17 protein-coding genes are annotated in these 13,109 nt (G+C 61.3%); 7 read left to right on the top strand and 10 right to left on the bottom strand.

The annotated features are described in order from the left end of the window. Positions 1-96 precede the first annotated feature (96 nt). The 3 genes from CAG46_RS15900 to CAG46_RS15910 all read left to right on the top strand — a co-directional run bounded on the left by CAG46_RS15900 (position 97) and on the right by CAG46_RS15910 (position 3,837). Positions 97-1,167, top strand: coding sequence for a C45 family peptidase (locus CAG46_RS15900; protein WP_085616156.1), 1,071 nt, complete (start codon positions 97-99; stop codon positions 1,165-1,167). Between the two features lie 53 nt (positions 1,168-1,220). Further along, positions 1,221-2,555: an MFS transporter gene (locus CAG46_RS15905; protein ID WP_085616159.1), complete on the top strand. Its 1,335-nt coding sequence runs from the start codon at positions 1,221-1,223 to the stop codon at positions 2,553-2,555. 667 nt (positions 2,556-3,222) lie between these two features. Beyond that, positions 3,223-3,837: a hypothetical protein gene (locus CAG46_RS15910; protein ID WP_085588354.1), complete on the top strand. Its 615-nt coding sequence runs from the start codon at positions 3,223-3,225 to the stop codon at positions 3,835-3,837. Between the two features lie 387 nt (positions 3,838-4,224). Here the strand turns inward: CAG46_RS15910 and CAG46_RS15915 are convergent, their stop codons facing one another. Continuing rightward, positions 4,225-4,455 carry a hypothetical protein gene (locus tag CAG46_RS15915; RefSeq protein ID WP_003257675.1) on the bottom strand — a complete coding sequence of 77 codons (231 nt, stop codon included), beginning with the start codon at positions 4,453-4,455 and terminating at the stop codon, positions 4,225-4,227. A 292-nt stretch (positions 4,456-4,747) separates the two neighbouring features. Between CAG46_RS15915 and CAG46_RS15920 the strand changes: the two genes are divergently transcribed. Both CAG46_RS15920 and xth read left to right on the top strand, forming a co-directional pair. Continuing rightward, positions 4,748-4,990 (top strand): hypothetical protein, encoded by a 243-nt coding sequence (locus tag CAG46_RS15920; RefSeq protein WP_003257678.1) that lies wholly within the window; start codon positions 4,748-4,750, stop codon positions 4,988-4,990. After that, the gene (gene xth, locus CAG46_RS15925) at positions 4,987-5,781 is read left to right on the top strand and encodes an exodeoxyribonuclease III (protein WP_025339516.1); all 795 of its coding nucleotides are present in this window, start codon (positions 4,987-4,989) and stop codon (positions 5,779-5,781) included. Before CAG46_RS15920 ends, xth begins: the two co-directional genes overlap by 4 nt. 18 nt (positions 5,782-5,799) lie before the next feature. Here the strand turns inward: xth and CAG46_RS15930 are convergent, their stop codons facing one another. The 8 genes from CAG46_RS15930 to CAG46_RS15960 all read right to left on the bottom strand — a co-directional run bounded on the left by CAG46_RS15930 (position 5,800) and on the right by CAG46_RS15960 (position 9,984). Next, positions 5,800-6,135, bottom strand: a complete 336-nt coding sequence (locus CAG46_RS15930) for a hypothetical protein (RefSeq protein WP_178080706.1) — start codon at positions 6,133-6,135, stop codon at positions 5,800-5,802. 107 nt (positions 6,136-6,242) lie between these two features. Beyond that, the gene (locus tag CAG46_RS15935) at positions 6,243-7,352 is read right to left on the bottom strand and encodes a mechanosensitive ion channel family protein (RefSeq protein ID WP_085616163.1); all 1,110 of its coding nucleotides are present in this window, start codon (positions 7,350-7,352) and stop codon (positions 6,243-6,245) included. An 86-nt stretch (positions 7,353-7,438) separates the two neighbouring features. Continuing rightward, positions 7,439-7,582 carry a hypothetical protein gene (locus tag CAG46_RS28765; protein WP_158090797.1) on the bottom strand — a complete coding sequence of 48 codons (144 nt, stop codon included), beginning with the start codon at positions 7,580-7,582 and terminating at the stop codon, positions 7,439-7,441. Between the two features lie 45 nt (positions 7,583-7,627). Continuing rightward, positions 7,628-7,873 carry a hypothetical protein gene (locus tag CAG46_RS15940; protein ID WP_025339513.1) on the bottom strand — a complete coding sequence of 82 codons (246 nt, stop codon included), beginning with the start codon at positions 7,871-7,873 and terminating at the stop codon, positions 7,628-7,630. After that, complete coding sequence (locus tag CAG46_RS15945; RefSeq protein WP_025339512.1) at positions 7,873-8,337, bottom strand: hemerythrin domain-containing protein; 465 nt, start codon at positions 8,335-8,337, stop codon at positions 7,873-7,875. The genes CAG46_RS15940 and CAG46_RS15945 overlap by 1 nt, the downstream gene beginning before the upstream one ends. 148 nt (positions 8,338-8,485) lie before the next feature. Continuing rightward, complete coding sequence (locus CAG46_RS15950; RefSeq protein ID WP_025339511.1) at positions 8,486-8,929, bottom strand: DUF421 domain-containing protein; 444 nt, start codon at positions 8,927-8,929, stop codon at positions 8,486-8,488. Positions 8,930-8,938: 9 nt separating this feature from the next. After that, the gene (locus CAG46_RS15955; protein WP_075045506.1) at positions 8,939-9,445 is read right to left on the bottom strand and encodes a hypothetical protein; all 507 of its coding nucleotides are present in this window, start codon (positions 9,443-9,445) and stop codon (positions 8,939-8,941) included. 35 nt (positions 9,446-9,480) lie between these two features. Beyond that, a complete protein-coding gene (locus tag CAG46_RS15960; RefSeq protein ID WP_075045505.1) occupies positions 9,481-9,984 on the bottom strand; it encodes a CinA family protein in 504 nt (167 codons plus the stop codon). Positions 9,985-10,170: 186 nt separating this feature from the next. Between CAG46_RS15960 and CAG46_RS15965 the strand changes: the two genes are divergently transcribed. Beyond that, complete coding sequence (locus tag CAG46_RS15965; protein ID WP_004376302.1) at positions 10,171-10,404, top strand: PLDc N-terminal domain-containing protein; 234 nt, start codon at positions 10,171-10,173, stop codon at positions 10,402-10,404. 288 nt (positions 10,405-10,692) lie between these two features. Here the strand turns inward: CAG46_RS15965 and CAG46_RS15970 are convergent, their stop codons facing one another. Then, the gene (locus tag CAG46_RS15970; RefSeq protein ID WP_075045504.1) at positions 10,693-11,913 is read right to left on the bottom strand and encodes a zinc-dependent alcohol dehydrogenase; all 1,221 of its coding nucleotides are present in this window, start codon (positions 11,911-11,913) and stop codon (positions 10,693-10,695) included. 84 nt (positions 11,914-11,997) lie between these two features. Between CAG46_RS15970 and CAG46_RS15975 the strand changes: the two genes are divergently transcribed. Next, positions 11,998-12,819, top strand: a complete 822-nt coding sequence (locus tag CAG46_RS15975) for a DUF2238 domain-containing protein (RefSeq protein ID WP_256575094.1) — start codon at positions 11,998-12,000, stop codon at positions 12,817-12,819. Positions 12,820-13,109 lie beyond the last annotated feature (290 nt).

Here is a 13,109-nt window from a genome sequence, read left to right on the forward strand (position 1 = left end):
AGTTGTGCGGGTTGTGGCGATGATCGATTGGGGGACGCCTCGTTAGGCTAGCGGTGCTTGCCTGACCACCGCGGCCTGTACCAGGAGTTCCCCGCCTTGAAGATCCACACCCATGTCAGCGACATCCGCAACCCCCTCGAGCGTGGCCACCAGATAGGTGCGCGCTTCGCCGAGCAGATCCGTACCACCACCGCACTGTACCTGGGCTTTTTCCCGCGGGTTGGCGTGCCCTTGAGTGAGGCGCAGCGCATCGGCGAAAACAGCTTGGCAGCCCTGGAAGCCTGGAGCCCGGGCCTGGCCGCTGAAGTGGTCGGCATGGCCAGCGGTGCCGAGCTGCCGCTGTGGCAGCTGGCGAGCCTGAACGCCCGCACTGAAGTACTGGCGGCCCGAACCCGCCACAGCGAATGCTCCACCACCGTGCATGCACCCCGTGGCGCACGTGCGCCGCAGACCCTGCAGACCTGGGATTGGCATGACAGCCTGTGCCCCCATGGTCTGATGCTGGCGCTGCACACCGAGCGCGGCATGAACGTCAAGCTGTTCTGCGAGTTCGGCATGCTCGCCAAGCTTGGTGTGAACAGCGCGGGCCTCGGCCTGCACTTCAATATCCTCCACCACACCAGTGACAACGACAGTGGTGGTGTGCCGGTGCACGCCATCGCCCGGCGTCTGCTGGAGGAGGCCAGCAGTGTCGAGGAGGCCATCGAGCTTGCCCGTTCGGCGCGGGTCAGTGCCTCCACCGTGCTGACAGTGTTCTCCCGCCAGGACCGCAGCCCGCGCGCGGCCAGCATCGAATTGAGCCCCGCGCGCACCGCCTTGGTCCTGCCACGGGAAGACGGCTGGCTGCTGCACACCAATCACTTCCTCGACCCAGAGCTGAGCCTGGGCGAGCAGGTCGTCGACCGTGCCGATACCCAATGCCGCCTGGGCCACCTCGAGCAGGTGGTCGGCCAGATGGCCAGCGCTGACCTGCGTGCCCGGGCCGAGGCCATGTGCGGCGCCGAGGGCGACAGGGCGCCGATCTGCTTCCACCCGGACATGGCCATGCCCGATACCGAGCGCTGGGAAACCTTGCTCAGCGTCGGCATCGACACCGAACGCTGTGCCCTGCAGTACGTGGCCGGTACGCCTGTGCAACTTGCCAAAGCCGGCTTCGACACTTTCTGAGCCAACCCGGTGCCGCCAGCTCAAGGCGGCGTCGCTGAACGAGAACAACAACAATGCATGCGCAACATTCCCGCCCTGCGTCATCCCGTTCCGCCTTGCGAACCTTCTGCGTCTCCGGACTGGGGACGGCGCTGGAATTCTATGACTTCATCATCTACGGCACCGCCGCCGCACTGGTGTTTCCCCAGGTGTTCTTCCCGCAGATGGACCACCTGACAGCCACGTTGGTGGCCTTCAGCGCTTTCGGTGCGGGCTTTCTTGCCCGACCGTTGGGTGGCCTGGTGTTCGGCCACTTCGGTGACCGCATCGGCCGGCAGAAGGTACTGGTTGCCACCTTGCTGCTGATGGGCATGAGCACCTTCCTCATCGGCTGCCTGCCCGGCCATGCCAGCGTCGGTGTGGCCGCGCCGATCCTGCTGGTGCTGCTGCGCCTGGTCCAGGGCTTTGCTGCTGGCGGGGAGTGGGGTGGTGCCGCGCTGTTCGGCATCGAGTCTGCGCCACCGGGGCGGCGCGGGCTGTGGGGTAGCTTCACAAGCATGGGGATTGGCGTGGGTGGCATCCTCGGGGCTGGGGTGTTCGCCATCGTCAGCGCGGCCTTTGACGACAACCTGGTCGATTTCGCCTGGCGCATCCCGTTCTGGCTGGGCGGCAGCTTGGTGCTGATCGGCCTGTACGCGCGCCTGAAGGCGCCGGCAGCGGCCACCACGCCCGTGACCAAACCTGAACATGCACCGTTGGCCGCGGCCCTGCGCCAACGTCCGCGGCAGCTGTTGCTGTGCACCGGGATCGCCTTCGGTTACTGCACCATCGCCTACATCGGCAGCACCTTCTTCCTGACTTACGCCACACAGGTGGGCTTTGGCAGCACCGAGGCGTTGATGTTCGACCTGGCGATGTCGGTCGCCATCGTGCTGTCTGCGCCGTTGTTCGGCTACCTGTCGGACCGTTTGGGGCGGCGCACGGTGATGTGCTTTGGCGCAGTGGCAATGGCCGTGGGGCTGTTCGTGTTCTTTTCCCTGGTGGGCATGAAGAGCTTCGCCATCGCCTTGTGCGCTTACAGCCTGACCGGCCTGCTAATGGGCGCGACCCAAGGGCCTATCCCGGCCTTCCTCGGCGAGCAGTTCCCGCGCAGCATGCGCTACTCGGGTATCTCGGCCAGCTACCAGATTGGCGCCGCGCTGGGCGGCGGCACCGCATCGAGCATCGCCACGGCAATCCTGATCCTCACCAACCATGACCCGTTGGGCGTGGCGCTGTATGGTGCGGGGGCACTGGTACTGGTCGCGGTGTGCTCGCTCATGCTGCGCGAGACATCGCGGTTGAGCATGGCGCAGATCGATGAGGAGGTGCCGGGGCGCGTGGCGTCTGCGGCATTGGGCAGTCATTGAGGGTATTTGCGCTGCCTGCCATCACCCAGGACAAATTTGAGGGTGTTGGCAGGCTGAAGGCGACAGACGGGCTGCTGGCCGCGCGAAGCGATCGGAATGGGTCTGGTCTTGGCCTGACTGATGGCACTTCAGCCACGGCCACCTGCAAAACGAGATCTGCGAAACTGCGGAATAGAGCATTCAAAGTCACTTGCGAAGTTTGGATCCAGTTGTCGATAAAACTTTCCACTCGGTCAAATTACAACAACTTAGCAAACTAACTAACTTGATTTAGTGTACCGCCTGTCGGTCGTTTTGCTCGAGAAATGAACGATTTGGGCGACGCTGACTCCTATTTGCCAGCAGGTGCCTTCAATGTGATTGCACCTCGCGCCTTTCCCCCAGAACTTATGGACGTTCAACCTCATCGGCATCGCAGGGATGCTCATGGGGCTTTTTTTTTCCTGAATAGTGGAGCAATGCCATGCCCAACCGAGGCTCTTCGGGTGAGCCACCGTGTGTATTGAATAATGATCTGCTTTTTCATTTAACGATTCGAATTTGGCTTTGCCGCTGCGATTAAATCGTTCGCACGCCTATTGCAAGGTCATCTAGCGCTAACGCATTACGTGGAGAAAACGTCGTGGAGATTAATACAATTATTAGCCTGTTCGGGCAGAAAGAATCCATGGAGCTGGTGCGGTTGTCGGTGATTTACGTTCATTTACTGGCCTGTTGCATTGCCATCGGCCTGGTATTCGCCAGTGACGCCGAGATGGTCAGGAACTTGTTGAAAGGCCATAAAGAGGCCGGGCATGACAGTAAGCATATGACGAGCTTGCAGAAGTCCGTGGCCAATGCCCTGATATTCTTGTGGCTCACGGGCGCCGCAGTGATTGGAATTGACTACCTTGATAAAGGTATGAACTATTTTGCCAATCCGAAACTTCAAGCGAAGGTCATTATTGTCATGTTGCTGACCTTCAATGGCATGCTGTTGCATCGTTATGTATTGCCTGCCCTGCTCAAAGCGGGCAACTTGCTGGACCTTAATTTTGGCGTGCGGATGTTCGCACTGTTCTCCGGCGCACTGTCGGGTGTGTCCTGGTTGTATGCGGCGATGCTGGGCGTTGGCCGGCCACTGGCCTGGAAATACTCGCTGACCGAGTTGCTGCTGGCTTATCCGGTACTGATCCTGCTCGGCTTTGCCATGATGGCTGCCCTGACCCAGTGGGCACGCAACCGCAGCCAGGCCGAACCGGTTCCGGCGCCTGTCTGGCGACTGGCTGGCATTCCTACCTGATTGCCTGAGTAACGCTTCAATTACGCCGCGAACCGGGAAACCTGGTTCGCGGCGAGCTCGTTTCATGCGCAGCGTCTGGGCGGTTCGACTGGCGGTTGGTAAAGGCCCGAAGTGATGTGTCGCCTGATCTGGCCTCTTCGCGGGCGCGCCCGCTCCCACAAGGTCCCGTGCAGTTCTGTGGGAGATCGCCCAGTCCTTTGGGCTGCGCTGTCGCGTAGAGAGCTGAATCCGCAAGCAGTACGCGTACCCTGTGGGAGCGGCTTTAGCCGCGAAGAATCCAACGCGGTGCATGGCACCGGCTGCGCCGGTGTTCGCGGCTAAAGCCGCTCCCACAGAGTCCCCGTTGATTCAATGAGTTATGTGCTGTTCTCCCCATCCGCTGACGGCTCAGGCGCGAACCAATAGAAATATCGCCGGTAGCAGTTGCCCATCGTCAGGCGGCAGGCCGCCTGCATTGGTTTTTTGCGCTCGTTGCAGCGTGGTGGCGATGGTGATTTCCGTTCGCGACTCGATACTCCGCGCCACACCTCCCACCGAGCCTTCACCGAAGCCCAGCAGCGAGCAGCCGTTGTTGATGAGCACGAAGAAAACGATCACCCAGAATGGGCCGCAGTTCATGGTGCAAGCCCCAGGGTGTCGATGGCCGCGCAAGAAACGATGGAAACGCTATCGCCAAGGTCCGCTGCATCAGCGCCTTGTCTCATTGAGTTGAAAATGGGGGAGGCCATGTACCCGCTCCAGATGTTGCTTGTGGAGCTAATGGTGACGGCGCGGTGATTCAATGAAAAACGATGCTCAGTGATCCAGGATATCGATCCGCTTGATCATTGAACGTAGCGATCAGCGTCGGATTTGAACGTCGCTGCATGGTTGAGGCTCTTAATGCAAAGGACATCGTGAGGGCTCCCTTATGAGCATTGAACGCAGCATCCCTGAGCTCGAGGCCTGGTACGCCCAGTACGACGACATCAGTTACCGCCGTGAGTCGCCGGATGCCTACCACCATGAACTGCTGCGCACCGCCGAGGCTTTGCGTGACGATGGCGCCATCGATTGGGACGACTGGCTGGCACTAAAGGCATTGGCCGATGACGCCCATGTGCGTGCTCTGGAAGATGCCGTGCAGGCCCACGTCAGCGACCCCGACGCATGAAAGCGCTGAAGATTGCCACGTTCAACATCAACGGCATTCGTAGCCGGCTGCCGGCACTGCTGGCTTGGCTGGAGCGGGAAAAGCCCGACATCGCCTGCCTGCAGGAACTCAAGGCGGCGGATCAGCAGTTTCCTCGCCAGGCGCTCGAAGCGGCGGGTTATGGTTGCCTCTACCAAGGGCAGCCTTCGTGGAATGGCGTGGCCATTCTGGCGCGGGGCAGCGAACCACTGGAAGTACGTCGTGGCCTGCCTGGCATGGAGGACGACAACCAGAGCCGCTACCTCGAGGCAGCGGTGCAGGGCGTGCTGGTGGCATGCCTGTATCTGCCGAACGGCAACCCGCAACCGGGGCCGAAATTCGATTACAAGCTCCGCTGGTTCGAAAGCCTGATCGCCCATGTGAAAGGGCTGCATGACAGTGGTCATCCCGCGGTGCTGGCGGGTGATTTCAATGTGGTGCCTACCGACATGGATATCTACAACACGCGCTCCTGGATGAAGGACGCGCTGCTGCAGCCTGAATCACGTGCGTGCTACCAGAAACTGCTGAATCAAGGCTGGGTCGATGCCATTCGTCATCTGTATCCGGACGAACGCATCTATACCTTTTGGGATTATTTCCGCAACCACTGGGCCCGCAACGCCGGGTTGCGTATCGACCACCTGCTGCTCAACCCCGAGCTCGCGCCTTACCTGAAGCGGGCTGGTGTCGATGCCTGGGTGCGTAACGAACCCAAGGCCAGCGACCATGCACCAGTCTGGATCGAGCTGAGCACGCGTCGTCGGCCGTAGGGCAGTTCGAGCGAACCTTCAACTACCGGAACTACCGCTGGAGCCCGAACCACCGGAGACTCCGGTCCCGTTGCCGCGTTCCGATCCATTGCTGTCACTACCCGATCGGTCGGTAGTGCCATCGCCACCGGTATTGTCAGTATCATTGCTATCGGTGCCGCCAGAGCCCGACCCCATGGCATCCGCAGGCGTGCCGGAGCCGGTCGCTCCGCCTTGGCCGTTCATGTGCCCACTGTCATGCGGCTGCGTGCCAGGAGCACGCTGATCGTTCAGGTCGGTGGCTGCCAGCACCACAGGTGCGCTGACCCCCAGGTACAGCGCGAGCAGTAACGAATGAGGCTTCATGATCTTCATGGCGATACTCCGTTGCGGGTTGGTCACCTTCTGTTCGGCCTGCATCACTCACGGCCGTGCCGTGAAAGCGACGGAATGCTTGGAGCGCCGACATGCACGGGGGCGGTTTACCCCACGTGAATACTTTGAGGCCCGCGCTTCGATTCCTCTGGCAAGGCCGTGACCTTGATCGCGCGTATCGGTACGGCGAATTTTGCACCCACCTTCGAGAAGCGCTCGAGCAGGTGGAAATTGATCGCTTGCTGGATGTCCATGTACAGGTTGTAGCCGGGGTCCTTGACGATATACACGCACTCGAATTCCAGCGCCTCCTTGCCGAAGCCGCGCAGGTGGGCACGGTCGAAGCGCACCTGCTGCTGTGCCTTGATCGCTTCCTCGACAATGGCGGGTGCTTTCTTCACGGCCTCGGTTGGCGTGTCGTAGGACAGGCCGAACTCGAACACGATCCGTCGTTCCTGCAGGCGCTTGTAGTTCTGGATGGTGCTGCTGATCATGCTGGCGTTGGCCATGACGATCTGCTCGCCGCCCAGGCTGCGGATGCGTGTGGTCTTCAGCCCCACGTGCTCCACCGTGCCGGCCAGCGGGCCGATGACGATGAAGTCGCCCACTTCGAACGGTTTGTCGACGGCGATGGATAGCGAGGCGAACAGGTCGCCGAGGATGTTCTGCACCGCCAGTGCAACGGCGATACCGCCTACCCCCAGGCTGGCGACGAAGGCGGTGATGTTCACGCCCAGGTTGGACAGCATTGCCAGCAGCACCACTGACCACAACAGCACCCGCGCGCCCCATGCCGACAGCGTGGCCAGCGCGCTACCCTGGTTCAAACCGTCGGTGCGATGCCGGGCGAAGTAGCGACTCAGGCCCAGGCCGATGGCGCGGTTGGCCCACAGCCCGATCTGCAACGCCGCGACCACGAACCACAGGCTACCGACGCGGGTCAGCCAGCGCTCGGGCAGGTCGAGCATGCTCAGGCCCACCAGCAGCGAGGCAAGGAACAGCAGAAAATTGCTGGTCCCGGCGAGCACCTTGGCCAGCACTTGGCTGAGCGCGCCGTCACGCTCGGACCAGCGCCTGACCCGATGCAGCATGAAACTGATGGCCGCCCGCGCCACGAGGAATGTCAGCAGCGCTACCGTCAGTGCCAGCAACAAATTGAGAACGGAAACTCCGAACAGTGTGGTATCGGTGAACAAGGCGATGATGCGATCACTCATGAGACACTTGCCTCCTTGCGCAGGATTGGGTGACTGGGGGAGCGGCATTGCCGGCGAAGCAGGCAACGCCACTCGTCAGGTGAGCCTCAGCCGTCGGACTGCTCCTCTGGCGGCACCTGGCCTTCGGGCCAGTCGGGCGCTTCCTGCTCCTGTTCCTGTTCAGGCACAGGCTCGCCTGGGTTGTGGGGTACTTCGTCCACGTACGGGTCGGGTGAGTTGGGTTCGATCATGGTCTGGCTCCTCGCCGTTGGGCTTTCAGGCATGGAACCGGGCTTTCAACCCGACTCCACGGCAGTGTTTTTCTTCCAGCCTCGCAGGTTCATGGCGCACAGGCAGCCCTGGAGGAGGATCAGCGCCCAGGCTTGCGCCTGCCACCCCCAGGCGGCCCACAGCACGTTGCTGGCAATGAAGCAGCAGAAACCCAGCTTGCGCCGGCCTGGGCGCCGTGAGCCGATGCACCAGGCGGCAAGTACCGTCAGGACCATGGCGGGCCATTCAAGAAAGTCGATCCAGGCCTCCATCACGCGGCACGCTGTTCGCCCTTGAGCAGTTTCTTCTGCGCTTCCATGGCCTGGCCGAGCTCATCCAGTTCCTGCTTGCCCAGCAGCTTGCGGGCGGTCGGGAACAGCTCGCTTTCTTCCTCCTCGATATGGTGTTCCAACAGTTCCTTCATCACCTTGACCCGCCCGGCGAACTCGACGGTACCGGTCTCGGTTTGCAGCAGGTCCGGCAACACCAGCGAGTCGACGGTGCGGTGCTCTTCCTTGGCTTCGTAATACATCTTCGCTTCTTCCTTGCCGCCGGCCTGCTTGATGGCCGGGTACAGGAGCTCTTCTTCCAGGGCGGTGTGGATGCTTACTTCCTGCTTGATGCGTTCGAGCAACTCGGCGCGCTTCTTCACTGCGCGCTCAGTGGTGGAGGACAACTCCTCCAGCAGCTTCTTCACCAGCTCATGGTCCTGGATCAACAAATCGATAGCGTTCATGCAACACCTCTTAGGGGCTGGAAAAATCACGATTGCCTTCGATGGAGTAGGGCCCGCGCGCCAAGGTTCAAAGCGGATGATCAACGTACTGGTTTCGCGAAAGGCTGCACCCACAAGGAACCACGCAGGTTGCACCGGCCCGGCAGGGTCACTCCTGCGGGATGATCGAGATCTTGCCGTTGCGCTCGACGATGGCGAACTTGATCTGCCCGACGCTTTCGATGCCCTGGCTGTCCCGCGCCGATTCGAGAATGTCGTCTTCGGTCAGCCGCGCCCGCCGCATTCGGTGGTGGAGAAAGCGCCCATGATCCACGACCAGTGTCGCGTGGCCGTCGACCAGCCGGGCCAGGCGCCTGGAGTTGAGCTTGGCCAGCGAAAGGCCGACATCCAGGACGATCAGTGTGGCGATCACCAGCATGGCGTTGGTGAACGAGAAGTCCTCGCCGAGCAATGCCTGCTGGGTTGCTTCGCCGATGATCAGCAGCAGGACGAAGTCGAAGGTGGTCAAGTCTGCCAGCGAGCGCCTGCCAGCCACGCGAAACAGCAGCATCAGCGCGATGTACATGCCTGTCGCACGGAGAATGGAGTCCATGTCGCGCTCCTACGGGTAAAGAAAGGTCGAGAAATGCACTGTGCTGTCCGGGCCCGCGCTGACAACACCTTCGAGAGTACCGACGTATTCGCTGCGCAGGGTCAGGTAAAGGGTGGCGATACCCTCCTTGCTGGTGCCGAGCTGGAGCAGAAGCGACCTGCCATGGGAACGCGACACTTGCGGCTCTGGCTGCAGCGTTTCGATGCTGGCTTCGCGTAGCAGGGTCCCCCCGAGCAACAACATCACAGGCTCCCCGGCAGTACCGCGAACCGTGATGCGCAGGTTGTCGGTGGTGCCGCTGCGGCTGAGGCGCTGATACTCCACATGCACCCGGCCGTCCTCACTCATGACCTGGGCGTCACTGAGCGGACCGTTGCCGAACAACCCGGCCAGGCCCAGCAGCACGACCAGCACCAGCGCGTACCATCCCACCCGTTCGAAACGCCAGACCCGCTGCTGCATTCGCATGTCTTCTTCGACGGGGTGGTGCCTTGAAGCCAGCTCGTCTTCGTCCATGCTCGTAGCCCCTCTCGTAGCCCCTCACGTAGCCCTCAGGCGCGCTCACCGCGCAGCCAGCGTTGGTGGTAATGGGCAAGGTGCGACAACCCGTAGAGCGCGCCTTGGCGGATTACCTCCGCGCGCTCGCCAAAAAAGCGCTGGCTGCGAGTGAACACGGCCAAGGGCTCGCCGGCAAAGGCCCAGGCAAAGCACACCGTGCCCGGGGCGATGGCACCCTGCGGCTCCGGCCCGGCAACACCCGTGCTGGCGATGGCGACTGTGGCGTCGCTGTCTTTCAAAGCGCCGAGCGCCATCTCCCAGGCTACCGCCTCGCTGGTCAGGCCGTAGCGCTCGATAGTCTGCGGGCTGACGCCGAGCAGACGTTTCTTGGCACTTGGCGAGTACACCACGTAGCCGCTTTCCAGAACCTCGCCGGTCCCCGGCACTGCTGCCAGCAGCGCAACCATGGCACCGGCCGTGCAGGATTCTGCGGTGGTCAGTACCAGCTTGTGGGCCTTGAGGTAATCAAGGGCCTCGAGTACGGGGTCGGTCGTCATGGCCGGTCACTCGTGCGTTGTTTTTTGGTGGACGTGTTTCCTGCGGGATTGGTTCATTGCTTGTGTGCCACCGATCAATGGCGGGGAAAGCTTCCTGAACTTTATTCCGCTTACTGGCTTCCTCTGGGTAGGAGGGTGGTAGCGCGGGCCACGCGCTGCGCCGGAACAACCGGAGGAGAAGTGATCATGACCGAGCCTGTGACGTATTTCTGGATCGCGGTGGCGGCGATTATTGTGTTGCTCGATCTGTGGGCCATCGTCAGTGTTTTCCGCAGTGACAAGAGCGACGTGACGAAGGCGATGTGGGCACTGTTGCTGTTGGCGCTGCCCATTGTCGGCCTTGCCATCTGGGGCGTGCTTGGGCCGCGTGGAATCAAACGCGGTACCGGGCCGTCGTCGCCTGAACATAGCAAGGGGTAGGAGGGGAAATGAAGAAAGGATCGGAGACACCTCGCAGCGGAACCCAAGGTGAAGAGGAACGGGACAATGACGCGCAGCGTCCTGATGGGTCAACTGGCACGCCCCATGATTCCACTGCGCAGAAAACAGCTCGTGATGAAACGCAACGCAAGCGGTCCGCGTAACCTGTGGGAGCGGCTTTAGCCGCGAAGAATTCAACGCGGTGCATGGCACTGGCTGCGCCGGTGTTCGCGGCTAAAGCCGCTCCCACAGGTTCCCTGCTAATTCAATGAGTCATGGGCAGTTCGATCATCGCTGTATCCCCCCGAATGCATGGTCAGGTCCCAATGTACCGGCGGCAGCGCCCGGCACGAGGATGACCTTGCGGCAGTCGTCCTGCTTCTGGTCGAACAACTTGTAACCCAACGCCGCTTCTTCCAGAGCCAGACGGTGGGTGACGATGAGTTCCGGCTCCAGGCGCCCGGCCTCGATATGTTCGAGCAGTTCAGGAAGGAATTTCTGCACGTGGGTCTGGCCCATCTTGAACGTCAGGCCCTTGTCGAAGGCATCACCGAACATGAAGGCGTGGATAAAACCCGCATAGACTCCAGGCACGCTGACCACGCCGCCCCGGCGCACCGCGGCGATGCTCTGGCGCAGCGCCTTGCCGCTGCTGCCCTCGATCTTCAGCGTGGTCAGTACCGTTTCGGTGGTACTGCCCTTGGCCTCGAAACCGACCGCATCGATGACGGCGTCCACGCCGCGCATGCCTGGGGTCAGGCGGATGATGCTGTCGGCCGGATCATCATCCTGCTCGAAGTTGATCGGCACCACACCGTAGGCGTCACGAGCGAACGCCAGGCGGTAGTCATTGTCGTCGACCATGAAAATGGTCTGGGCGCCCAGCATGCGCGCGCAGGCTGCGCTCAGCAGGCCGACTGGCCCGGCACCATAGATGGCTACTGTCGAGCCGGGGCCGACCTGCGCATTGGTAACGGCCTGCCAGGCTGTTGGCAGGATATCCGAGAGGAACAGCACCTTGTCGTCCGGCAGGGCGGTAGGCACCTTGAACGGGCCGACGTTGGCCTTGGGCACCCGCACGAAATCCGCCTGGCCGCCGGGCACGCCGCCATACAGATGGCTATAGCCGAACAGTGCGGCCCCGGGCGGGATGCCTTTCTTGTTGATGATTGCACCGCGGCCGGTGTTGGTGGTTTCGCAAGCGGCAAACTGGTCGAGTTGGCAAAAGAAGCAGCTGCCGCAGGCGATCACGAAGGGAATCACTACGCGGTCACCGACCTGCAGGTTGGTCACCCCGCGGCCGGTATCTTCGACGATGCCCATGAACTCGTGGCCGAAGATATCACCCGGCTCGGTCTGTGGAATCTTGCCATGGTAGAGGTGCAGGTCGGAGCCGCAGATGGCGGTAGCGGTGACCCGGAGGATGATGTCGTCCTCGTCCTGGATGATCGGGTCGGGGACATTGTCGACCCTGACGTCCTGGGTTCCGTGGTATGTCAGTGCTCTCATTGGTTCATCTCCTGCAGAGGCGGGTCCGGGTGGTCTATGCAGGGGAAGCCAAGGGGAGAGGTAAAGTTCAGCTGGAATCATCCAGTGGCAAGTTTCAGTGCTACTGGCCCCAGCCAACGTAACGAAGTCGTTGGGGTGACATGGCATCAGCTGAAAACAGCTACCGGAGGAAACTTTAGCTGCCCTGTCAGGCTCAACCGTGCTCAAGCCGAGCGTAAAGCCATGAACAATAATCCAGCGTCGCAAACAAGCTTTGCCCCGTCGGCCACGCCAAGGCAGGTTGCGGGCTTGCTGGCATCGGCCACGTTGATGGTGCTTGCTTCGGGGGTTGCGCCGCATGACCGTGCAGATTGGTGGCTGGAAAACGTTTTGCCGCTGGCACTCCTGCTCACCTTGGCTGCAACCAGCCGCTATTGGCGCTTTTCGTGGCATGCCTACCTGGCAATCGTGATGATGCTGGCGATTCATGAGCTAGGCGCGCATTTCACCTATGCCAAGGTTCCCTATGACGCTTGGCTGCGTGCGCTTACCGATCACTCTCTGAATGCCTGGATGGGCTGGCAACGCAACCAGTTCGATCGTCTGGTGCATCTGAGCTACGGCCTTCTGTTCGTCTTGCCGATCAGGGAACTGCTCCAGCGCCAGGCCCTTTTGCGGGGCGGCTGGTTGGCGTTGTGCGCTGTTTCTTTCGTGCTTGCGACATCGGCGCTGTACGAACTGCTGGAATGGATAGGCGGCCAATACCTGGGCGATGACCGGGCACAAGCCTTTCTCGCGACCCAGCAAGACCCTTGGGATGCGCAAAAGGACATGGCCTTGGCTTTGCTCGGCGCACTTTTCACCTTGTTGATCCAGTGGTTTGGGTCACGCAAGCTTTGGGGTAGAAAAGTAGTGTTTGTGGAGTAGAGGCACAGCTGACGGGGCAGGACTTATCGCTGTGTAGGAGCGGCCTTGTGTCGCGAAAGGGCTGCGAAGCAGCCCCAGGGTTTCGGTGCAGACGCATAAGTTGCTGGGGCTGCTTCGCAGCCCTTTCGCGACACAAGGCCGCTCCTACAGGGCCAGCAGGTAGCATCCAGCGCGACACTGGAAAGGCCTTTCGCAATCAGCCTGTGACCAGCGAAAATCCCTAAAGTTTCCGTTGGGAAAACAGTAACTTGGAGAATTTCTCCAAGTCGTGTCACTCGTCGGATTTCCAT

Origin of the sequence: Pseudomonas sp. B23(2017) (assembly GCF_002113725.1) — a bacterium.
GTDB classification, from domain to species: Bacteria; Pseudomonadota; Gammaproteobacteria; order Pseudomonadales; family Pseudomonadaceae; genus Aquipseudomonas; species Aquipseudomonas putida_Z.

Bases quoted from the DNA above. Each gene is read 5' to 3' on its own strand.
- CAG46_RS15905 (WP_085616159.1), top strand. From the start codon at position 1,221: ATGCATGCGCAACATTCCCGCCCTGCGTCATCCCGTTCCGCCTTGCGA.
- CAG46_RS15910 (WP_085588354.1), top strand. From the start codon at position 3,223: ATGGAGCTGGTGCGGTTGTCGGTGATTTACGTTCATTTACTGGCCTGT.
- CAG46_RS15915 (WP_003257675.1), bottom strand. From the start codon at position 4,455: ATGAACTGCGGCCCATTCTGGGTGATCGTTTTCTTCGTGCTCATCAAC.
- CAG46_RS15920 (WP_003257678.1), top strand. From the start codon at position 4,748: ATGAGCATTGAACGCAGCATCCCTGAGCTCGAGGCCTGGTACGCCCAG.
- xth (WP_025339516.1), top strand. From the start codon at position 4,987: ATGAAAGCGCTGAAGATTGCCACGTTCAACATCAACGGCATTCGTAGC.
- CAG46_RS15930 (WP_178080706.1), bottom strand. From the start codon at position 6,135: ATGAAGATCATGAAGCCTCATTCGTTACTGCTCGCGCTGTACCTGGGG.
- CAG46_RS15935 (WP_085616163.1), bottom strand. From the start codon at position 7,352: ATGAGTGATCGCATCATCGCCTTGTTCACCGATACCACACTGTTCGGA.
- CAG46_RS28765 (WP_158090797.1), bottom strand. From the start codon at position 7,582: ATGATCGAACCCAACTCACCCGACCCGTACGTGGACGAAGTACCCCAC.
- CAG46_RS15940 (WP_025339513.1), bottom strand. From the start codon at position 7,873: ATGGAGGCCTGGATCGACTTTCTTGAATGGCCCGCCATGGTCCTGACG.
- CAG46_RS15945 (WP_025339512.1), bottom strand. From the start codon at position 8,337: ATGAACGCTATCGATTTGTTGATCCAGGACCATGAGCTGGTGAAGAAG.
- CAG46_RS15950 (WP_025339511.1), bottom strand. From the start codon at position 8,929: ATGGACTCCATTCTCCGTGCGACAGGCATGTACATCGCGCTGATGCTG.
- CAG46_RS15955 (WP_075045506.1), bottom strand. From the start codon at position 9,445: ATGGACGAAGACGAGCTGGCTTCAAGGCACCACCCCGTCGAAGAAGAC.
- CAG46_RS15960 (WP_075045505.1), bottom strand. From the start codon at position 9,984: ATGACGACCGACCCCGTACTCGAGGCCCTTGATTACCTCAAGGCCCAC.
- CAG46_RS15965 (WP_004376302.1), top strand. From the start codon at position 10,171: ATGACCGAGCCTGTGACGTATTTCTGGATCGCGGTGGCGGCGATTATT.
- CAG46_RS15970 (WP_075045504.1), bottom strand. From the start codon at position 11,913: ATGAGAGCACTGACATACCACGGAACCCAGGACGTCAGGGTCGACAAT.